Consider the following 22,907-nt stretch of genomic DNA (forward strand, 5'->3'; position numbering starts at 1 on the left):
AATTCGCTTAAATTTGTAACATGAAAGAACCTTCCTTTGACAACTGGACAATTATTTTCCTTTTATTTTCATTCCTTGGTTTTATTACCAGTATTTTGATACAATTTCAAAATGGTCAAAACAGGATTGGTAAGTTTTTAATCTCCCTTTTACTGGTTTTGTTTTCGCTTACTTTAGTCGACTATGTTTTATATTGGACCAGGTATCAAATTTATTTCCCTCATTTTGCGGGATTATCCGGTTTTTTCTTTTTATTATTTGGCCCTATTGTATTCCTATATGTTGAAAGTGTACAAAAGCACAGCATAAACAGCAGAAGTTTACTGCATTTCATTCCGTTTTGTACTGCAATGCTGATTCATATTCCTTACTTAATCCAAGCAGCGAATCAGAAGAAATTTAATATGGTCTATGGTGTTCCGAAAGAATCATTTTATTTCATATTTTTTCAGATAATAACATGGTTCAGCATAATCCAGATTTTCAGTTATGGTATATTGATTTACAACATGCGGAAAGCCTTCTCTGAATTTATATTAATAAAAAACTGGATAATTATGCTTTGCATTGGTTTGTGTGGCATAGCATTCTCGTTTCTCATCTATAAGCTGTTTGTCGCGTTTGGAATCCTTACCCTCGAATGGGATTATATGATTGCATTCTCAATGGTTGTATTCATTCTTATAATAACGGTAGTTGCCTTTTTAAAGCCCTATGTTTTTGATGACTTAATGCCAAAGATCAGGGAAAAAAAATATGAGAGTGATTTTTCTACGCAATCTAACGCACCGAGAGACGAAAAAGCAACTATTGGTAGTTTCACAAAGTATAAAAATTCTCCCATTGATTGGAAAACGAGCAAGGAACTGGCGGAAAAATTGGACAGGCTTATGACAGAAAATACACTTTGGAGAAAAAATGACTTAAGATTGAATGATCTGGCAATCAAAATGGAACTCCAGAAAGAATACATATCCCAAATCATAAATGAACAATTCAAAATGAACTTTTTTGAATTTGTGAACCGATACAGGATTGAAGAAGGCAAAGCCTTAATTAAAAATAGCGACAAAGAAGTAACCTTGATAGAAATCGCCTATATCGTAGGGTTTAATAACAAAGTTTCTTTTGGGAAAGCATTCAGGGCATACGTTAACATGTCGCCTATAGAGTACAAAAAAAGCTTTAAAAAAAGTGAGGCGCCCCACAAAACCAGCCCGGCCTCTTAATTTTCATTGAATCATTTTACAATTTTAATTGGTAAACCTTTATAAGGATTTCCCAATAGGTTTGTTGTGCATTGTAATTTTATGCATCGATAACTGTAAGGTTTCAAACTTGTTTAAAAAAGTAACTTAAATAGTTGATAAAATGAAAAAAAATTACGCCTCTATTTTGACATTTCTTATTGCAAATCTAAGCATTACTGCTCAAGGTGGTTTTACTAAAATTGTAAACCCTTCAAATCCAATAACAACCTATATGTCTCCCGGAATATATAAAGGCGTTTCATGGGTGGATTTTGATAACGATAATGATCTGGACTTATTTGCATCGCCAAATTTTTTGTTTAGAAATGATGGAAACGAAATGTTTGCCCAGATCACAAACCCTTTTGATTTTGAGCCATTGCAGGCTCCCGGTGGTGCATCTTGGGCAGACATTAATAACGATGGGTTTATGGATTGCATTATTTCACAAAATCCAGCGGGAATTTTTTTAGGAAATAGTGGTGGCACTTTTACAAATATTACTTCCCAATATTCCAGCCTAACCGATTATCCGGCATGGGGTTGCGCTATCGGTAACTGGAACAACGATGCTTTTCCTGATTTTGTTTTTGTGCATGCTGCCGGATTTCATGGCGCAGGCATTGGACCCTTTCCCTCTAAATTATTTTTAAATACCAGTGCAACAGCAGTAGCCGAACAAATAACAGGTTATCAGCTAACGGATGAAACGCATCCCTACACCGTACCTTATTGGAGTGATTATGATTTGGATGGCGACATGGATTTATTTGTTGCCAGTGGACCAGGTGGAACTCCAGGACCTGATTTTTGTTATAAAAACATGAAGATTGAAAACGGTTCAGATACTTTTGAACCTATGACCACCGAGTTGTTCGCTACTCAACTCCAGGATGGACAATGCTATAACTTTATTGATTTTGATAATGACCAGGATTTAGATTTATGCCTTACAAATTATGGAGGTGCAAGTACAAGATTCTATCGGAATTCGGGTGGCGTCTATACCTTGCAAACTACTCCTTTTACCACTCAAACCACTAATCTTGCCAATGATTGGGGTGATTTTGACAACGACGGCGACTTGGATGTAATTATTACAAATGATATGTCCAAACCTAAATTTTACAAAAACAATGGCAATGGTACTTTTGCCACTGCCATTAGTTTGGGAACAGTAAATAATAGTTCAGGCATCACTAATGGAGATTATGATAATGATGGCGATCTGGATTTATTTGTTAGTGGTGTTGACGCAACGCGGGCATTATATAAAAATACCTCTGCAGCAACAGGAAATAATTGGATTACCATAAAGTGTGTCGGGACAACATCAAATAAATCTGCACTTGGAACTCTGGTTAAACTAAGGGCTACGATTAATGGCGTCGATACCTGGCAAATGAGGGAGATTACAGCACAGAATTCATTTCAAAGTCAAAATGATTTAAGGGTTCATTTTGGTTTGGGAAATGCTACGACTATCCAAACTTTATCTATCAAATACCCTTCCGGGATATTGGAAACGTTTTCAAACGTTGGCATAAACACGTTTTATTCAAATATTGAAAATTCTGGAAATTTGCTGGCTGTTGAATCAAATGAAATACAAAAGCCGTTTAGTATCTATCCAAATCCGGCAAAAGGATTTTTAAATATTACTTTTGACGGAAATGTTGAGGAACCACTCAAAGTCAGTCTGATAGATATGAAAGGAAAATTGTTGAAAACCATCAATTACCAGATTGAAGGCAATTCAATAAAAATACCGACTGACGAACTTAATATAGGAACCTATCTAATTAAAATAGAAGGGCAGTCATTTAATTACAGTACAAAATTTATTAAATCGGATAATTAGCCTGTCAATAAAAATAATAGATATTTAATTTTATGAGCAAATATATTTTATTTTTTGTTATGGCTGTAACTACTCACAGCTTTAGCCAATCTGTGAAAAACACCTCGTATAAAAATCAGGCTGGTGAACGTGTTTTACGTTTTGAAATGGTAATTCCACTAGATATTAAAAACGCATGGCGCCTTTTTTCTGAAGACAATCAACTTCAAAAATGGATTGCTCCAGTATCCCATATTGAGCTAAGGACAGGCGGCTCGATAGTAACCAATTATGACTCTTCAAAAAAACTGACAGACGCTACTTCGATTACTATGCCCATCATCAATTTTATAGAAAATGAAATGATTACTCTAAAAGTAAACCTAAATGGGAAGTTTTCCAAGAATACTAGGGATACTGACAGGAACCTGCAGGAAATTATCCAGTTGAGGAAAATTGATGACAAGCACACGAAAATAATATCATCGATGGTGGGCTTTGGAGATGGGGAAGATTGGGATAAAACCTATTCCTTCTTTACGAAAGGTAATGAATGGACCTATAACGAATTAATCAGAATCTTTAAAAAATAGTTGGACGCTGTAATGCACCAAAACTGAAATTCCAAATAGAAAACAGTAGTATGAAAATAATTTACCAAGTGGAAGATACACTGAATCCTAAAGAATTTAAAGATATCCTAAACCGAAGCACGCTTGGCGAACGCAGGCCAATTTACAATGACGAACGGATTGAAAAAATGTGCACGTATGCCAATTTAATAGTTACGGCCAGGCTGGAAGGAAAGCTCATAGGAATTTCAAGGTCATTAACCGACTTCGCTTTTTGTACTTACCTTTCAGATCTTGCTGTTGATAAGGATTTTCAACATAAAGGCATTGGCAGGAAATTGATTGAATTTACAAAAAACAAAAGTCCTGAAGCGATGCTTATTTTGTTGTCTGCTCCGGCAGCTGTAACATATTATCCAAAAATAGGAATGAAACATTTTGAACAATGCTATATTTTATAAACGACAAAAGAAGATCAATAATCCTGTCCTGTATTTGCCTAACATAGCTACTTTACTTAATACCTTACGTACTCAATAATCTCCAATCCGTAGCCAATCATACCTACACGTTTGGTTTGGGTAGTATTCGAAATCAGTCGTATTTTGGAAATGTCAATATCGTGCAGGATTTGGGCTCCAATACCAAAATCCTTAACATCCATCTTGATTTGCGGCACTTTATGAATGCCTTCAGCCTGTAAATGTTTCAATTCGGTTAAGCGGTTCAGCAAATCGGAGGAATCTACTTCCTGATTGATAAAAAGAACGGCACCTTTTTCTTCCTTAATGATGCGGTTGAAAACATCATCCAGTTTTTTATCCATTGCCATGGCTAAAGTATTCAGGATATCATTATTGGCCTGGGTTGAATTAATCCGGGTCAGCACTGGGTCTCCTAAATTCCAGCTTCCTTTGGTCAATGCCAAATGGACTTGTTTGTTGGTAGTTTGTTGGTATGCACGCAAACGAAAAGTCCCAAAACGGGTTTCTATTTCAAAATCATCTTTTTTCACAATAAGGCTGTCGTGCTGCATTCTGTAGGCTACCAAATCTTCAATTGAAACCAATTTCAAATCAAATTTTTTGGCCACTTTTACCAATTCAGGCAAACGCGCCATAGAACCATCTTCATTCATAATTTCTACAATTACACCTGCAGGTTTAAAACCGGCTAATCGGGCAAAATCAATTGCAGCTTCGGTATGTCCTGTTCTACGCAATACGCCGCCTTGTTTTGCAATCAGTGGGAAAATATGTCCAGGTCTAGCCAAATCGTAAGGTTTCGTATCTTCATTCATTAAGGCCAATATCGTTTTCGCACGGTCTGATGCTGATATTCCTGTTGTAACACCATTTCCTTTCAAATCAACAGAAACCGTAAAGGCAGTTTCCATGTGGTCGGTGTTGTTCTTTACCATGGAATGCAGTTCCAATTCCACACAACGCTTCTCCGTCAATGGCGCACAGATTAATCCTTTACCGTGCGTAGCCATGAAGTTAATCATTTCCGGGGTTACCTTTTCGGCTGCAGCCAAAAAATCACCCTCATTTTCACGGTCTTCATCATCTACTACAATGATGATTTTGCCTTGGCGAATGTCTTCGATGGCTTCCTCTATGGTATTGAGATGTATTTTCATTGTACTCATTTTATGCATGGGATTCGAATTGGATTTCCTTTAAATAACTTCTGTTATATAAATAGAAAAGTGGATAAAATGGAAAAGCTGCAAGTAATACAGTGATGGTATTTAAATCAGCTTTTCCGATAGAATGTAATATCGTTTGTGCTTTGTATAATGCAAAATAGAAAACAAGAGCAATGCCAATGGCAACAATCATCATAACTGTGTTATCTAACTGGCCGGTTAGGGCAAGAAGTAATAACAGCACATAGCCAATAAAGGCAAACAGGCTGAATTTATGGTGTTGTTGTGCAATGGTTTTTATTTCGGCAGCATCTATTTTTTGTTTTTTCGGGGCTGTTTTTTTAGGTGTCTTTGATGCTTTTTTCTCAAGCGTTTTTACTTCATCCTTTAAGTCAAAGCTACCCGTTGTTGGAACAGATTCGGTTGCCAGTTCTTCCTCTTCTTTTGGAAAGAAACGAGTGAAGATATTGGTAAACCAACTAAAATCAAAGGTAAATCCTTTATCATCGGTGGCTTTCTTGGTGAGTATGATTGCCAAGGGTGCCAATACAAATGACGACATCCAACAGCCCAGGAATGGTGTGATTTCGTCCTGTTGTGCTACTTTTTTCCCGAACGTATTGATGAAATGGAAAATGATGAAAATCAATATCGCAAATACGATAGGAAGTCCCAAACCTCCTTTTCGGATAATGGCTCCCAAAGGCGCCCCGATAAAGAACATAAGCAAACAGGAAAAAGCAATCACAAACTTGTCGTAAAGCGCAATCCAGTGTTGGCTGATGTTCTTTTCCTTGTCTTCGAGTTCAAATTTCGAACTGTCGAGAGAAAAATTAACAGCATCAATATTACCACTTGCTACACGAAGTATCTGCATTTTATCGCTATCTGAAAAACCTTGTAACAGGTTAGAGGCATTAAGCGTATTTGGACTTACTGTTGCCGGATTGACCGTTGGCGAAATTGAAGAACGCAATGTCAGGTTATCAGCCATGGAAACGATGTCCTTGTTGTAATTTTTTTGTAAGGAATCCAGCGTGTACGAAAGTTCACCAACGGTAAGCATCGTATTGGTATTGGTAATCTGCGCTTCATCCATGTTGGCACTGTTCAATTTGGATAAATCAATATTGATGACATATCGCTTGAACTCACTTTTGGCAAACGGAACCTTGTTTCGGTCTTCGAATTTTTTTGGAGTGATATCCTCGTAATAATTACCATCTTTCAGGACCAGCTTCAGGATATTGGAGCTTTCGCTGCTGATCAGTTCTCCTTTTTTAGCTTTGATTACGGTATTGGCACCAGCTCCCTGGGTTGATAATTGGTGAATGGTAACACCGCTAAGGTATTTGCCGTTTTCTCCCGATTTTTTTTCAACCTTGATATTGTAGCTTCCAACCTGGCTAAACTGCCCTTCGGCGATTGCCATGGCAGGTTTTACCTGAGCTATGTTTCTCCGAAAGTTGACAAACTTATATTCGGCATACGGAATGACATTGTTGGCAAATGCAAAAGCAACCAAGCTCAGCAGAACAATAAAATAGATTTGGCTGCGCATCGCCCGCTGCAATGATATTCCTGAAGATTTCATTGCGGCAAACTCGTAGTTTTCCGCAAAACTTCCGAAAGTCATGATGGATGCCAATAAAACGGATAATGGTAAAACAAGCGGAATAATGCTTGGCATTTTGAAAAGTAAAAACTTAACGATCATTAAGACATCTAAGTCTTTACCGGCTAATTCAGAAATGAAGAGCCATACAACCTGAAGTACGAATATGAAAAACAGAATTACAAATACCGTAGCAAATGTAATAAGGAAGGATTTTAATAAGTACTTGTCAAGTATTTTCACCCGGGATTAATCTAGTTTATTGATGTAGTAATTTGGATATTTACTAGCTACAAAGGTAAACTGATTTTTTGATAATGGCTGATTGGTTTTAAAAGAATTAACAGTTAACGTAGTTCTGGTTCCGTTTTTCCCCATTTCAATAACATTGTAGATGTTTTTGGTTTGGGAATCGATGCCTAATAAAATCTCTTTTCGCTGATCTTTGGCATTGGTTGGAATCAGTTTGATGTACTGTATTTTTCGACCTTTTACGTCTTGTAGGATGTCCCAGCTAAATTTATAGCCGCTGTTAAAGAAAGTCAGCATTTTAGAAGGGGTAATCGCTTTTTCATCATTGTCACTCAAGCTTGAAACTGTAACTTCTTCATCTTCCGGGACAATGGTATAGCTTTTTTTGCCATCAAATATTTTGGTAACACCCATAAAATTCAGCACATATTTGTTGCCCTGGATAATTACATTTCCTTTACTTTCCTTATTGATGTTTTCCTTGTTGTTGGTAAGGGTATATTTGAAATCAATGGTAATATTATTGTACGACTTGATTTTAGCCGTTACCTGATCTAATAAGTCTTTTGCTTTTTTATCTTGCGCATTAGCAGTAATGGTTACTAAAAATAAGATAGCAATCGAAAGTATTTTGTTCATTTTATGCATTGTTTTGTTCATTCGTAAAAAATTGATCTAATGAAGCCAGGTCGGGAATGTTTACACTTCTGGCTTTGCTTCCTTCAAACGGGCCTACAATTCCGGCTGCCTCCAATTGGTCAATCAATCTTCCGGCGCGGTTATAGCCAAGTTTCAGCTTCCTTTGCAATAATGATGCCGAACCTTGCTGGGCTGTCACAATTATCTCGGCTGCTTCCCTAAACATACTGTCTCTTTCGGAAATATCAAACTCAAGGTTAGGGCCGCTTCCCTCTTCTCCAACATATTCCGGTAAAAGATAAGCGCTTGCATAGGCTTTTTGCCCACCAATATAATCTACAATTCTTTCTACTTCAGGCGTGTCTACAAAAGCACATTGTACACGAACCAAATCATTTCCGTTGGAATACAATAAATCCCCACGTCCAATCAACTGGTCTGCACCCTGTGTATCCAAAATGGTTCTTGAGTCAATTTTGGAAGTAACCCTGAACGCAATACGTGCCGGGAAATTCGCCTTGATGATACCCGTAATAACATTCACCGATGGCCTTTGGGTAGCAATAATCAAATGGATTCCAATGGCACGGGCTAGCTGAGCCAGACGCGCAATCGGAGTTTCCACTTCCTTTCCTGCGGTCATAATCAAATCGGCAAACTCATCGACAACCAAAACTATATAAGGTAAAAATCGGTGTCCGTTTTCCGGATTTAATTTTCTTGCTTTGAATTTTTCATTATATTCCTTAATATTCCTCACCATTGCATCCTTTAATAAGGAATAACGATTATCCATTTCTACGCAAAGCGAATTGAGCGTGTTGATTACTTTGGTATTGTCGGTAATGATTGCATCTTCCACATCCGGAAGTTTTGCCAGGTAATGACGTTCAATCTTATTGAAAAGCGTAAGTTCCACTTTCTTTGGATCTACCAAAACAAACTTAACTTCCGCCGGATGTTTTTTGTATAAAAGCGAAGTTAGGACGGCATTCAATCCAACTGATTTTCCCTGTCCTGTTGCTCCGGCCATTAAAAGGTGGGGCATTTTTGCCAAATCGACCACAAAGGTTTCATTCGAGATGGTTTTCCCTAAAGCAATTGGCAGTTCCATTTCAGCTTCCTGGAATCTTGCCGAAGCGATGACCGTTTTCATTGGAACCATTGTTGGGTTCTTGTTTGGAACCTCAATACCAATAGTACCTTTTCCCGGAATTGGCGCAATGATACGGATTCCTAAAGCTGCCAGTGAAAGTGCAATATCGTCTTCAAGGCTTTTGATTTTTGAAATACGGATTCCTGCTTCGGGAACAATTTCATAAAGCGTTACCGATGGACCAACGGTCGCTTTAATTTGGGCGATATCAATCTTGTAGTTTTTCAATGTTTCTACAATCCTGTTTTTGTTTTCCTCAAGCTCTTCCTGATTGATGGTAATACCAACAGAAGTATATTCCTTTAATAAATCAATGGTTGGGAATTTGTAGTTGGATAATTCCAATGTAGGGTCGAATTCACCAAAATCCGCTACCAATTTTGCTGCAAGGTTTTCTTCGATAATGTCTTCATCCTGAGCCTGCTCTATGACAAATGCCTCGTCATTGGTTTCAATAATATGTTTTACAGGTTCTGCGATGGGTTCGGGAGTCGGTTCAACCGTTTTTAAGGTAGGCTCCATATTGATTTCGGAAGCACTCGAAATAGTTGGTTTTAAAGCATCCTTATTGATTTCAAACTGGGAAGGCTTTAAAGTTGGTTCTTCCAATTCCTCTTCTTCGCCTTCTTCCTTTACAGCAAATTCCTCAAGGTTATAATCGGTTCCTTTGTCGGCAGTAGCCAACGAATCGATATCCTCCTTGATGTCCTGATGTTTCTTTTCGAAGAAGGTCTTAATGGCATCGGGAGATATCTTTATTTTGAATATCAGATAGATTACAATTGCAAAGACAATTCCAAGCAGCGTTCCGATTTTGCCAATATAATCCTGGATGAACTGATTCATTTCATAACCAACGGTTCCTCCTAATTCAGGAAGGGAAGTAGCAAAAAAACCAAAGGTTATCGATAAAACGATAATGGCAAACAAATCCCAAAACCAGGTATTCTTGAGTTTTTTAACCGGCAGGTCCAACAGTAAAAAGGCACCGCTCAAAAAGAACAATTTGACAAAAAGGAAAGAGGCAATTCCGAAACCGCGGTAAATGAATAAATCGGAAATGTAAGCTCCAAATTTGCCCAGCCAGTTTTCTACAGGGACATTCCTGTCGGTAATCGCATCAACAGCACTTTGGTCGGCCTGGCCATAGCCAACGCCATTTCCGGAAACAAAAAAGGAAATGAAGGATACCAAAAAAGCAATGGAAAGCAACACTAAAAGAAACCCAAACAGCATTCGGTATTGCTTTTTGGTCTTTAAAATTTTAATCTCCGATTGTGGATCTTTTTCCTTAGTTTCTTTCTTTACTGTTTTTGCCATTGGTGATTTATAACGCTATAAAAATAGAAATTTAATCGAATGATTAAAGAAATTTAGGAACATAAATTAATAATCCGACCGCAATGGCAGCCATAGCAGCAAACATAACGGCACCAGCGGCAATATCCTTGATGAAGCCAATTCTGCTGTGGAATTCAGGATGGATGAAATCGGCAATTTTTTCAACGGCGGTATTTAAAGCTTCGATGCTCAATACCAAACCAAAGGCCAAAATCTGCATCATCCATTCTTCCCTTGAGATATGGAAATAGAATCCGGCAATGATCATTATCATAGCCAAAGAGGACTGAACCATCACGCTGTGCTCAGTAGTTATCAGTTTGATGGCACCTTTTACCGCAAAGCCAACGCTTTTCATACGGCCCTTAATAAAGGAGTTGTCTTTTTCGAATTCCATATTTAATGTATTATAATGCAGCTAAAGCCGCTTCGTAGTTTGGTTCGTCTGAGGTATTTGGAACCTGTTCTGTATATTTTACAACGCCATTTCCGTCAAGCACAATTACAGCTCTCGAATGCAATCCGGCAAAAGCACCATCTGTAAATTCAAGCCCGTAATCCTTTCCAAAATTCCCGTTATTGAAATCAGATAGGCAAACTACATTGTCCAATCCTTCTGCACCACAAAAACGTTTGAAGGCAAATGGCAAATCACGTGCAATGCACAATACTTTGGTGTTTTCCAATTGGCTTGCTTTTGCATTAAATGTCCGTGTCGACATTGCGCAGGTTGGAGTATCAATGCTTGGAAAAACATTCAGGACTAATTTTGTCCCTGCAAAATCGCTTAGGCTGACGATTGATAGATTGGTTGTTACTAATTTGAAATCGGGAGCTTTTGAGCCAACGTTTGGCAATTCACCATTCGTATTCACAGGTTTTCCACTTAATAATACTGAAGCCATAATTTTTTTATTAGATGTGTAAAGGACGGTTATCGGTTGCTGCCAACGCTGCTTCTTTTACAGCTTCTGCAAATGTTGGATGTGCATGCGACATTCTCGAGATGTCTTCGGCAGAGGCCCTGAATTCCATTGCGGTTACGGCTTCGGCAATCAAATCGGCACAACGTGCACCAATCATGTGGATTCCCAAAACTTCATCCGTTTTTGCATCTGCCAAAATTTTGACAAATCCATCATTATCAGAACTCGCTCTTGCTCTTCCCAACGCTCTGAACGGGAAACTTCCGGCTTTATAGGCAACACCGGCTTCCTTCAACTGCTCTTCGGTTTTTCCAACAGCAGCAACTTCAGGCCAGGTATAAACTACACCCGGAATTAAATTATAATCGATATGAGGTTTTTGTCCAGCCAAAATTTCGGCAACCATCGTTCCTTCTTCTTCGGCTTTGTGCGCCAACATTGCACCGCGAACCACATCTCCAATTGCATAGATATTTGGGACATTGGTTTGCAAATGGTCATTTACTTCGATCATGCCACGCTCGGTAACTTTTACTCCGGCTTTGTCAGCATTCAATCCATCTGTATATGGGCGTCTTCCAACAGAAACCAATGAATAATCTCCTTCAAGGGTAATGATTTCACCTTTGGCGTTTTCAGCTTTAACGGTTACGGTTTTGCCTTTTCGGTCAACCGATTGTACTTTGTGCGACGTATAGAATTTCATTCCTTGTTTTTTCAGGACTTTGGTCAGTTCTTTTGACAAACCTGCATCCATTCCCGGAATGATTCGGTCCATGAATTCCACCACAGAAACTTCAGCACCAAGGCGAAGGTAAACCTGTCCTAATTCAATTCCGATAACACCACCACCAATAATCACTAAGTGTTTAGGGACTTCAGGTAATTTTAAGGCCTCGGTAGAAGTAATGACTCTTTCCTTGTCCAGTTTGATGAAAGGCAAGGAAGACGGTTTTGAACCGGTTGCAATGATGGTATTTTTAGCTTCGATGGTTTCAGATTTACCATCGGCTTTTGTGATTTTTATTTTGGTAGCACTTTCAAAAGAACCTAATCCTTCAAAAACGGTGATTTTATTTTTGTCCATTAGGAATTTTACACCTCCCGAAGTTTGGTCAACTACAGCCTGCTTGCGTGCAATCATTTTTTCGAGATTCACTTTTACCTTTCCTGAAACTTCAATTCCGTGATCGGCAAAATGCTGTAATTCTTCATAATGATGTGAGGATGCCAACAGTGCTTTTGATGGGATGCAGCCTACGTTAAGGCAGGTTCCTCCTAGGGTTGGATATTTTTCGATGATGGCAGTTTTGAAACCTAATTGGGCACAACGGATTGCTGATACATATCCGCCAGGACCAGAACCTATGATGACTACGTCAAATGAACTCATAATTATGTTGTTTGGTGTTTTTATTTTGCGTCACAAAATTACAGTTTTTATTTTAGTAAAAAATGAAATAATCGGGAAAAATAGTTTGGCATTTATAAGAGAAATTTTAGCTTTATTTTTATTTAATAAGTATCGAAATACAAAAACAAAAATCTTGCTATTTTTTAATGTTAAAATTTTGAAAATCAGGAATTCTTCAAATCTGTTTTTGTAATTTTACTATAGAATATCAGAAGTAATTGTTTTGAAAATGAACAATGAAAAGAAAGGTATTCAAAGGGAGGTACTCAACAGTAAGAGCGTGCCCTTAGTATGCAAATTTGATTGTGCTTTACAGTAGCCGTAGGAAGAAATTTTATCCTTTTGCAGTTGGTAGAAAACCAATAAATTTAAATAACTGAAACAATGTACTGGATTGTTGAAAGCAAAAGTGGGCTGACCGTAAAAAAAATCAGATGTATAGGAAAATCCGTTAGAAAGTTCTTTTTAACGGATTTTTTGTTTTGGAGGAACAAAAAAATCCAATTCTTCATTTAACGGATTTTTTGTTTTGGAGGAACAAAAAAATCCAATTCTTCATTTAACGGATTTTTTGTTTTGGAGGAACAAAAAAATCCAATTCTTCATTTAACGGATTTTTTGTTTTAATTTTATAATCTCTAAAAGCCTGATTATGAAAAACATCTACACAGCCATTCTTTTGCTAATCATCAACTTAAGTGCTTCGGCACAGATTGTCAATATCCCTGACGCGAATTTTAAAGCCAAATTATTGTCTTCCAGTACCACTAATACTGTTGCCCAGGATGCCAGTGATGCCAATATAAAGATTGATGCCAACAATAACGGCGAGATTGAAGTATCAGAAGCTTTGGCGGTTCGTAAATTGTTTTATACCAATGACGGCCCGCCGCCATTTAAAATGAATATTGGGCAAACCGTGCAGACAATAGGTCCGATAAGTGACCTAACGGGAATTGCCGCATTTACCAACCTCGAATATCTTTATGTAGGGAGTAATGAATTGACAACGCTTGATTTAAGCAGTAATACACTGCTCCAGTATTTGTATTGTGGCAACAATCAGTTGACTTCGATTAACTTAACCGGATTGGTAAACCTGACTTACCTGAATATAAGGAACAATAACTTTACGAGTTTTTCAACAGCCGGCCTTCAGGCTTTGGTAATTTTTGACTGCCGTGCGAATGAGTTTTTACAGAGCCTGACTTTTAATAATAATCCGGCATTGACCCATGTTACGTGTAGTGTGTGCCAATTATCAAGCCTGGACGTGAGTAGTTTGACAGGTTTAAGGAATCTTGAATGTTCGGTAAATAATATTAACTCGTTGAATTTTGGTTCAATCAATCAGCTGTCAGAACTTGGCTGTTCTTCAAATCAGCTGACAACACTCGACATTAGTAGCCAGACCCAATTGAAGAGGCTGAATTGCAGCAATAATGTATTGACTTCGAATTTTGATTTTTCCAATTTACCCGAAATAATGTATGTCAGCTGTAGTTTTAATTCGATTACTTCATTACTATTTGCCAATAATCTGCATTTGATTTCAGTGGGTTGCACCAATAATAATTTGACTTCATTAGATTTTTCATCAACAAGTCTTTATCAATTGTATGCCAACAACAATCCAAACCTGGCTTATGTGAATGTGAAAAACGGAATCATTACTCCGGATATCTATGTTTCCCAATTTCCGGAACCTCCTTTTACCAGCGATAATTTCCAATTGCAGAATACAGACTTAAACTATATCTGTCACGATGATGGTGAATTTGGCGTCGAATTAATTGCAAACGAAGGATTGGAAAATGTAAGCAGAGGAACTTACTGTTCCTTCACACCTGGAGGAGATTATAATACTATAAGTGGCAATGTGACTTTTGATTGTGGCGGTGCAAATTTACCGATGGCAAATCAAAATGTGAATGTTACCAGTAATGCTTCGTCGGGTTCAACCTTTGCCAATGCAAATGGAGTGTACCAATTTTATACAAATGGGGCTCCGGTAACTGTCGCGCCTCAATTTTCAAATCCGAATTATTTCACAGTAACGCCGCCAAATTATACTTTCAATTTTACTGATTTTGGAAATAATGAAACCGCCAATTTTTGTTTATCCGCAAACGGCATCCATCCCGATTTGGAAGTGAGCATTCTTCCTCTTACTCCGGCGAGGCCGGGCTTTGATGCACGGTATAAAATTGTCTTTGCAAACAAAGGAAATCAACTGCAATTTGGTTCAGTTTCACTGTCTTTTGATGCAAGGATGGAATTTGTGAGTGCCGTTCCGGCTGTAGATTTGCAGGCAGACCATAATCTTACGTGGAATTTTACCAATCTGGTTCCATTTCAAAGCCGCGAAATTGAAGTAACACTCAATGTTAATTCTCCGACAGAAACACCTCCGGTAAACATAAACGATATATTGCTTTTAACGGCCACTATTAGTTCCCAACAAACAGACGAAACACCTAACAACAATCTCATGTCTTACAATCAGTTTGTTGTGGGTTCTTTTGATCCAAATGATAAGGAAACAGTAACAAGCAGGTATATTCCGTTTGACCATTTGAATGACTACATACACTATATTATCCGATTCCAGAATACGGGTTCAGCTGAGGCTGAAAATGTTGTAATCAGGGATGACTTAGACAGTAACCTGGATTGGAATACATTGCAGATGGTATCAAGCAGCCATCCTTATAGGAGCACATTGACTTCGGGTAATAAACTGGAAGTGTTTTATGAAGGAATCAACCTGCCTGCAGCTTCTGTAAACGAACCTGCGAGCCATGGCTATATCGCCTTTAAGATCAAGCCAAAATCAACTTTGGTTTTTGGTGATGTCATTGAGAATAAGGCCAATATCTATTTCGATTTTAACTTCCCAATAATAACCAATACGGTTACCACTAGAATTACTGTAGTATTGGGCAATTCGAATAGTGAAGCAGCTTTGTTTACTATGTATCCAAATCCAACATCTGGCATCCTAAACATTCAAATGATGAATAATCAAACGATAACCAAAATAATGGTCAATAATGTTCTGGGTCAAACAATAATGACATCTCAAAATGCTTCAATTCTGGATATCAGTCCACTAACGAAAGGAACCTATTTCGTAACAGTAACCACTGAAAATGGAAGCGAGACAAAGAAAATTATCAAATTGTAGCATAAAAAAATCCCGATGATTCGGGATTTTTATTTTACTTATTTTTATTCAGTTTGCTGTTCTTGAAACCGTACATAAAATACACAACCAAACCAATGACCAGCCATACGCCAAACCATTTCCAGTTGGAAACCGCCATTCCGGTTAGTAAGTAGCAGCACGAAATCAGTCCCAATAAAGGTATTAAGGATAGATTTTTTCTAAAAGCTATGACTGCCATGACAAAACAAAGAATGTAGAATACTATTAAAGGTAAGTTGGTTGCTATTTTATCACCCGAAAAATGGAATATATCGCTAAAGTAATTCGGAATATAAACCACAAGAATGGCTACTGTAACCGCAAAAAGTGGAGGAAATATCCATTTGGAATTGATATACGGAATCCTGAATTTTCCTTTAGTGGCACGTTCGGCCAATTCTGCTTCGCTTTGAGGCGATAACAACAAAACACCACCACACACCAATACAAAGGCAAATAAGGTTCCGATACTGGTAAAGTCGAGTACAAAATTCTCGTCGGTAAAGAAAATAGGCACACCAACCACCAAACCGGTTACAATAGTCGCAAAACTTGGTGTTTTATATTTTGGATGTATTTCAGAAAATTTCTTTGGCATCAAACCATCACGGCTCATGGTCATCCAGATTCTCGGTTGGCCCATTTGGAAAACCAATAATACACTGGTCATTGCTACGACAGCAGCAATCGAAACGATGAACAGCATCCATTTTACTCCTTTCAAAGCAAAGATTTCAGCCAAAGGATCACTCACTCCAAGTAATTTATATGAAACCATTCCGGTAATGACTAAGGCCAAAATGATATATACAACGGTGCAGATCACCAAAGAATAAATCATTCCGCGAGGTAAGTCACGTTGCGGATTCTTGCTTTCTTCTGCCAATGTTGAAACGGCATCAAATCCGATATAAGCAAAAAAAACTGCAGAAACACCTCCCATAACACCACCAAAACCGTTTGGCATAAACGGAGTCCAATTGGCAATATCTACATAAAATGCCCCAACGATTATAACCAAAGCAATAATGACAAGCTTAGTGTATACCATCGCATTGCTAAAGTTTTTAGATTCTTTGGTTCCTCTGTAAACCAAATACGTAATCAATAGATTAATGACAACTGCAGGCAAATCAAAAATGATACGTAAACCTCCAACTACAGGTGCTGTGTTCCAAGCTGTCAATCCTTCACCGGCTTTGTTGGCCATTAAGGCATCCTGCGCCGATTTGTAGTTTATCGTCAGCCATTCGGGTAAGTGCAAATGAAAACTTTCGAGCAGATTGGTAAAATAACCGCTCCACGAAAAAGCAATATAAATGTTTCCGATGGAATATTCCATGATCAAAGCCCATCCGATTATCCAGGCAAAAAGTTCTCCAAAAGAAACATACGCATAAGTATAGGCACTTCCCGAAACCGGAACCCTTGAGGCAAATTCGGCATAACACAAAGCAGTAAATCCACACGCAATAGCACAAATTACATATAAAAAAACAACTCCGGGTCCACCAGAAAAACAGGCATTCCCAATAGCGCTGAAAGTACCACCGCCAATGATGGCTGCAATTCCAAAAAAGGTTAAATCCCTTACGTTTAAAACTTTATGGAGGCCACTGTGCTGCTCTCCGTCGCCACCTTCCTTTACAATGACTGATGTTGATTTTTTTCGGAATAAATTGGATAATAACATAGGTATTTCTTGGTTTAGTATGAAACAAATATATAAAAGCAAATTAGAATATCTTCAATATAAATTTTGACAATTAGCAAATAGTAATATATAATAAAAAGCTATTACGAAAAAACAGCAGGAATGCTTAGATTTGGGATATCGAAAACTAATTTAAAACAACATAAATCACACATTATGGGAAATGATTCATCTCAGGGCAAATGCCCGTTTAACCATGGAGCCTCAAAGCAATTTGCCGGTGGCGGAACAAGAAATACCGACTGGTGGCCTAATCAATTAAAACTAAACGTGCTGCGTCAAAATTCTTCGTTGTCAAATCCAATGGATACCGATTTTGATTATGCAAAAGAATTCAAAAGTTTGGATTTGGAAGCAGTAAAAAAAGACCTGCATGCACTGATGACCGATTCCCAGGATTGGTGGCCGGCTGATTTTGGTCATTATGGTGGTTTTTTTATCCGAATGGCATGGCACAGTGCCGGAACCTATCGTGTACAGGACGGACGTGGTGGTGGAGGTCAGGGACAACAGCGTTTTGCACCGCTTAACAGCTGGCCCGATAACGTCAGCCTTGATAAAGCAAGAAGATTGATATGGCCAATCAAACAAAAATACGGGCGCAAAATTTCCTGGGCAGATTTGATGATACTTGCCGGAAATGTGGCGCTCGAATCTATGGGATTCAAGACTTTTGGGTTTGCTGGTGGAAGAGAGGATGTTTGGGAAGCCGATGAATCCGTTTATTGGGGTTCTGAAACAACCTGGCTTGGGAATGAAGACCGCTATAGCCACGGAGTTGAAGGATTGGCTGAACGTGGTGTAGTTTCTTCAGATGAAAATCCTGGTGATACTCATTCGAAAGGTGATTTGGAAAACCCACTTGCAGCCGCACACATGGGATTGATCTATGTAAACCCTGAAGGACCGGACGGAAATCCCGATCCAATAGCAGCTGCAAAAGACATTCGCGAAACATTTGGGCGTATGGCAATGAACGACGAAGAAACGGTTGCATTAATAGCTGGTGGACATACTTTTGGGAAAACGCATGGTGCTGCTTCATCTGACAACGTAGGGAAAGAGCCTGAAGCTGTCGATTTGGAACACCAGGGATTTGGATGGATTAGCAAACACGGAAGTGGTAGAGGTGCAGATACCATTACCAGCGGACTTGAAGTTACCTGGACAAAAACACCAACACAATGGAGCAATAACTTTTTTGAAAACCTTTTTGGTTTCGAATGGGAATTGACCAAAAGCCCGGCAGGAGCGCATCAATGGGTAGCCAAAAATGCTGAAGCTATTATCCCTGATGCTTTTGATCCTTCAAAAAAACATTTGCCAAAAATGCTTACTACCGATCTTTCGTTGAGGTTAGACCCGGCTTATGAAAAAATATCACGCCGTTTCCTTGAAAATCCAGACCAGTTTGCCGATGCTTTTGCAAGAGCGTGGTTCAAACTGACACATAGAGACATGGGACCGCGCGCTTTATACCTTGGTGCCGATGTGCCACAGGAAGTTTTACTATGGCAGGATCCAATTCCGGCTGTAAATCATCCGCTGATTGATGCGGGTGACATTGCTTCCTTAAAAAATGAAATTTTAGATTCAGGACTATCTGTTTCCCAATTGGTTGCTACAGCCTGGGCTTCGGCTTCTACATTCCGAGCTTCCGATAAACGTGGTGGTGCCAATGGTGCCCGTCTGAATCTTGCTCCACAAAAATACTGGCAGGTAAATAATACGCCATTGGTTACAGAAACGTTGAGCAAATTGGAAGCAATCCAAAAGGAATTCAATAATTCAGGAAAGAAAGTTTCTTTGGCTGATTTAATTGTTTTGGCTGGTTGTGTTGGAGTTGAAAAAGCTTCAGGGCAAAACGTTCCCTTCACACCAGGACGTATGGATGCATCACAGGAAGAAACTGATGTTGAATCTTTCGCGCACTTAGAACCACAGGCAGATGGTTTCCGCAATTACCGCAAAAGAAAATCAGGAGTGCTTACTGAAGCATTGTTGGTTGACAAAGCCAATTTGTTATCACTTACTGCAACCGAATTAACGGCACTTATTGGAGGTATGCGTGCCTTGAACGCTAATTTCGATGGTTCAGCCCATGGAGTATTTACAAAGACACCCGGAAAATTAACTAATGATTTCTTTGTAAACCTTTTGGATATGAATACCAGCTGGAAAGCTGCGTCTGAAGACAGGGAATTGTTTGAAGGCGTTGACCGCAATTCGGGTGAACGAAAATGGACTGCAACCAGAGCAGACCTTGTTTTTGGTTCTCATGCCGAATTAAGGGCAATTGCTGAAGTATATGCAAGTGCCGACGCTGGAGGCAAATTTGTAAAAGACTTCATCGCTGCCTGGAATAAGGTCATGAATCTTGATCGTTTTGACTTAAAATAAGCTAAATAAAAAAGCCTCCAAACGGAGGCTTTTTTTTATGGCGTAAAAACACTTTTATAGTTATCCCAGTAACGATAGATTAAAAATAAATTCCCTAAAAACATTGCAATTGCAATCGGTAAACCTTCAGGAGCTAAAAAATAATTTATCAGCAATATGTTTATGGTTATGGGCAGGATGATAATGTTGGCTAGGGCCACATATTTACCTGTTACATACGATACGCCACAAAGCAGCTCAACAGCTTTTGCCAATGGCATCAGATAAGTCGAAGCGACCAACCCAACTTGGAATGCCTTAAAATCTCCTGTGGTTACAGGTTCGGGAACGAGTTTCAAAAAGAAACTAACGGATGCAAATAGGAGCAAAAGTCCTATCAATACGCGGATAACAATGGTTGCGATTTTCATAAAAAATGATTTAATTGATTAATGATATACCAAAGTTAAACAAAAATACCATTGGTTTATGCCAATGGTATTTATTTCATAATCAAAATGCTAACTTTATTTTTTAACAAATTTGCGATAACCAAATATCCCCAAAACAACAATTAAAAGCAGCGCCCAAAGCTGCACAATAAATGCAATAATTGCTTCAAACATAAACCAACCGGTTTTCAGGCTGTCCCAAATTTGCAATCCAATATGTGGCCTGTAGGCATTGATGCTTTTTTCATTGGCAACAATTTCCTGAAGCACACTTTCGCGTTGGTATAAATACAGGGTAACAGTGCTGAAATTTACCTGGTCTTCCAAACTCAGATTCCTTAACACGGTTTCATCGCTTTCGGTTTCGCGTCCCAAAACCTTATCTTCAGCAGTGGTGATATCGTTCAGTTTTTTGCCTTTGCCATCAATGCCTTTTTCCAATCGCTTCTGATGTGAATTCAATCGCTTTTGTGCCATTTTGTTGGATAGTAACTGCAGTGCAACATCGTCGGCTTTTATCAGTCGGCTGTCAAGAAAAGCCACTTCCTTCACCATCGATTTTAAAACGGTATCCAACTGGGTATTCGGAACACGGAGCGTAATGGTATTGTCAACGGTATAATGAGTGGTTTCAAGCGTGCTGTCCTGGCTGATTTTGGTTTCCGATTTTTCATTGATGTTGCTTTTCAAATCGGTGAAGGTTACAAAGCCGCCATTTTTGGCTACGATGTTTTCAATGGCATATGTTGACTTGGCTACATTTTTCACTTTGAATTTTAAATCAGCCGTTCGGACAAACTTGCGGTTATTGTCTTTTTTTTCGACTGCAGCATTCGAGGAAATAGTTTCAGCAGATTCAACCGCAGTTTTGTCAAGTGCAGCTTCAGCATTTGAGCCATCAGCTTGTTTACATGCAAAGGCAAGTCCGAATAGGAACAAAGCCAAACCAATTTTTGATAAGTGTTTCATTTTTTAATTCATTTTAGGGTTATTAATAGAGTTTTCAATTTTTAGGTAATGAAATGTGAGTAGTTTTCTATCAATAGTTTTAAAATGAATTACTTGTTAAACGATGTTTTCATTCCTACTAAAAAGCGTGCCACAAATTGCGGATGATTATCAAACGGAAAATATATTTTTATTGTAATTTTGAAAACCTTTAAATTTCCCCGCTTTTGAGAACAAAGAATGTCAGAACGATTGAGAATCCAATGCTTATTAAGCAACAGCTTTTGCAATGGTCACAACAGTTCCGCGAAGTGGTTTTTTTGGATTCCAATGACTATAAGCAAAAATATTCCAGCTATGATTGTGTTTTGGCTGTGGATGCTTTTACTTCGCTGAAAACGGATTATTTCAATGCTTTTGACGAATTGAAACAATACCAGCAGCAGGCAAAGGATTGGCTTTTTGGATATTTGTCCTATGATTTGAAAAATGATATTGAAAAGCTAAGCTCCAACAATTTTGACGGTTTGCATTTTCCGGATTTGTTTTTCTTCCAGCCAAAGAAATTGTTTCTGTTAAAAGGAAATCAATTGGAAATCCAATACCTGCATTTATGCGACGATGAAATGGAAGGTGATTTTTCAGCAATCCAAAACAATTCAGAATTCAAAATTAGCTCCGCACAGTTCGCCTTTGGCTCGAGTCAAAATTTAAAATTCAAAATTGAGCAGCGCATTTCAAAAGAGGATTATGTTTCCAAAGTCAATAAAATGCTGGAACACATTTATCGAGGCGATATTTATGAGGCCAATTTCTGTATGGAGTTTTTTGCCGAAAATGCCAGCATTGAGCCATTTGAAGTTTACCAAAAACTCAACAGCATTTCAAAGCCGCCATTTGCAGCTTTCTTTAAAAACCAACACCAATATCTGCTTTGTGCTTCACCCGAACGCTATCTGAAAAAGGAAGGAAGCAAAGTAATTTCCCAACCCATAAAAGGAACAGCAAAACGATTTGCAGATGCAGCCTTAGATGAAAATTCAAAATCCGAATTGGCTAAAAACCCTAAGGAACGCTCCGAAAATATCATGATTGTCGATTTGGTCCGCAATGATTTATCGCATACAGCCACGAAAGCTTCGGTTGAAGTTGAGGAGTTGTGTGGGATTTATACTTTCGAACAGGTGCATCAAATGATTTCTACCGTTGTTTCAAATGTTGAAGAAACGACTTCACCCGTTGAAATCATCAAAACCACTTTTCCCATGGGAAGTATGACCGGCGCACCGAAAATTTCGGCAATGAACATTATCGAACAATTAGAAGAAACAAAGCGGGGCTTGTACAGTGGTGCTGTGGGTTATTTTACTCCTGAGAATGATTTCGATTTCAATGTCGTAATCCGTAGCATTTTGTACAATTCGCAACAAAAATACCTTTCCTTTTCGGTAGGAAGCGCCATTACAGCCCAGGCTCAAGCCGAACAGGAATATGAGGAATGTTTGCTCAAGTCGAAGGCAATGTTTGAAGTTTTAAGTTGAGAAAAATGA

16 protein-coding genes and 1 pseudogene are annotated in these 22,907 nt (G+C 38.5%); 7 read left to right on the forward strand and 10 right to left on the reverse strand.

Translation table 11 applies throughout. From position 1 onward, the window contains the following. The first annotated feature begins 20 nt into the window (after nt 1-20). From L1S31_RS13895 to L1S31_RS13910, 4 genes are all read left to right on the forward strand, one after another. The gene (locus L1S31_RS13895) at nt 21-1,229 is read left to right on the forward strand and encodes a helix-turn-helix domain-containing protein (protein ID WP_236465375.1); all 1,209 of its coding nucleotides are present in this window, start codon (nt 21-23) and stop codon (nt 1,227-1,229) included. 142 nt (nt 1,230-1,371) lie between these two features. Continuing rightward, nucleotides 1,372-3,111, forward strand: a complete 1,740-nt coding sequence (locus L1S31_RS13900; RefSeq protein WP_236465376.1) for a T9SS type A sorting domain-containing protein — start codon at nt 1,372-1,374, stop codon at nt 3,109-3,111. Nucleotides 3,112-3,143: 32 nt separating this feature from the next. Continuing rightward, entirely contained in the window at nt 3,144-3,683 is a 540-nt protein-coding gene (locus tag L1S31_RS13905; RefSeq protein ID WP_236465377.1) for an SRPBCC domain-containing protein, read from the forward strand. A gap of 50 nt (nt 3,684-3,733) precedes the next feature. Then, on the forward strand, nt 3,734-4,123 hold the full coding sequence (locus tag L1S31_RS13910) for a GNAT family N-acetyltransferase (RefSeq protein WP_236465378.1): 390 nt from the start codon (nt 3,734-3,736) through the stop codon (nt 4,121-4,123). Between the two features lie 56 nt (nt 4,124-4,179). On the opposite strand, the gene ribB is transcribed toward L1S31_RS13910, so the two are convergent. The 7 genes and pseudogenes from ribB to lpdA all read right to left on the reverse strand — a co-directional run bounded on the left by ribB (nt 4,180) and on the right by lpdA (nt 12,635). Next, nucleotides 4,180-5,313 (reverse strand): 3,4-dihydroxy-2-butanone-4-phosphate synthase, encoded by a 1,134-nt coding sequence (gene ribB, locus L1S31_RS13915; RefSeq protein WP_236465379.1) that lies wholly within the window; start codon nt 5,311-5,313, stop codon nt 4,180-4,182. A gap of 430 nt (nt 5,314-5,743) precedes the next feature. Beyond that, nucleotides 5,744-7,171, reverse strand: a pseudogene (locus L1S31_RS13920) (LptF/LptG family permease); the annotation flags it as partial. A gap of 6 nt (nt 7,172-7,177) precedes the next feature. Continuing rightward, nucleotides 7,178-7,819 carry an outer membrane lipoprotein periplasmic chaperone LolA1 gene (gene lolA1, locus L1S31_RS13925; protein ID WP_236465380.1) on the reverse strand — a complete coding sequence of 214 codons (642 nt, stop codon included), beginning with the start codon at nt 7,817-7,819 and terminating at the stop codon, nt 7,178-7,180. A gap of 1 nt (nt 7,820) precedes the next feature. Continuing rightward, complete coding sequence (locus L1S31_RS13930) at nt 7,821-10,295, reverse strand: DNA translocase FtsK (RefSeq protein ID WP_236465381.1); 2,475 nt, start codon at nt 10,293-10,295, stop codon at nt 7,821-7,823. Nucleotides 10,296-10,338: 43 nt separating this feature from the next. Then, nucleotides 10,339-10,713, reverse strand: a complete 375-nt coding sequence (locus L1S31_RS13935; RefSeq protein WP_236465382.1) for a diacylglycerol kinase — start codon at nt 10,711-10,713, stop codon at nt 10,339-10,341. 10 nt (nt 10,714-10,723) lie between these two features. Further along, on the reverse strand, nt 10,724-11,221 hold the full coding sequence (tpx, locus tag L1S31_RS13940) for a thiol peroxidase (RefSeq protein WP_236465383.1): 498 nt from the start codon (nt 11,219-11,221) through the stop codon (nt 10,724-10,726). Nucleotides 11,222-11,231: 10 nt separating this feature from the next. Next, nucleotides 11,232-12,635 (reverse strand): dihydrolipoyl dehydrogenase, encoded by a 1,404-nt coding sequence (gene lpdA, locus L1S31_RS13945; protein WP_236465385.1) that lies wholly within the window; start codon nt 12,633-12,635, stop codon nt 11,232-11,234. A gap of 673 nt (nt 12,636-13,308) precedes the next feature. Here lpdA and L1S31_RS13950 point away from each other — a divergent pair. Further along, nucleotides 13,309-15,843, forward strand: coding sequence for a DUF7619 domain-containing protein (locus L1S31_RS13950; RefSeq protein WP_236465386.1), 2,535 nt, complete (start codon nt 13,309-13,311; stop codon nt 15,841-15,843). A 34-nt stretch (nt 15,844-15,877) separates the two neighbouring features. On the opposite strand, the gene L1S31_RS13955 is transcribed toward L1S31_RS13950, so the two are convergent. Beyond that, nucleotides 15,878-17,557, reverse strand: coding sequence for an amino acid permease (locus L1S31_RS13955; RefSeq protein WP_236465387.1), 1,680 nt, complete (start codon nt 17,555-17,557; stop codon nt 15,878-15,880). 177 nt (nt 17,558-17,734) lie between these two features. Here L1S31_RS13955 and katG point away from each other — a divergent pair, with 177 nt between their 5' ends. After that, entirely contained in the window at nt 17,735-19,978 is a 2,244-nt protein-coding gene (gene katG, locus L1S31_RS13960) for a catalase/peroxidase HPI (RefSeq protein WP_236465388.1), read from the forward strand. A gap of 35 nt (nt 19,979-20,013) precedes the next feature. Here the strand turns inward: katG and L1S31_RS13965 are convergent, their stop codons facing one another. Then, on the reverse strand, nt 20,014-20,388 hold the full coding sequence (locus L1S31_RS13965) for a DoxX family protein (protein WP_236465389.1): 375 nt from the start codon (nt 20,386-20,388) through the stop codon (nt 20,014-20,016). A gap of 96 nt (nt 20,389-20,484) precedes the next feature. Next, nucleotides 20,485-21,378: a DUF4349 domain-containing protein gene (locus L1S31_RS13970; RefSeq protein ID WP_236465390.1), complete on the reverse strand. Its 894-nt coding sequence runs from the start codon at nt 21,376-21,378 to the stop codon at nt 20,485-20,487. 242 nt (nt 21,379-21,620) lie between these two features. Between L1S31_RS13970 and L1S31_RS13975 the strand changes: the two genes are divergently transcribed. Then, nucleotides 21,621-22,898 carry an anthranilate synthase component I family protein gene (locus L1S31_RS13975; RefSeq protein ID WP_236465436.1) on the forward strand — a complete coding sequence of 426 codons (1,278 nt, stop codon included), beginning with the start codon at nt 21,621-21,623 and terminating at the stop codon, nt 22,896-22,898. Nucleotides 22,899-22,907: the final 9 nt, after the last annotated feature.

Origin of the sequence: Flavobacterium wongokense, from assembly GCF_021608265.1 — a bacterium.
GTDB lineage: Bacteria > Bacteroidota > Bacteroidia > Flavobacteriales > Flavobacteriaceae > Flavobacterium > Flavobacterium wongokense.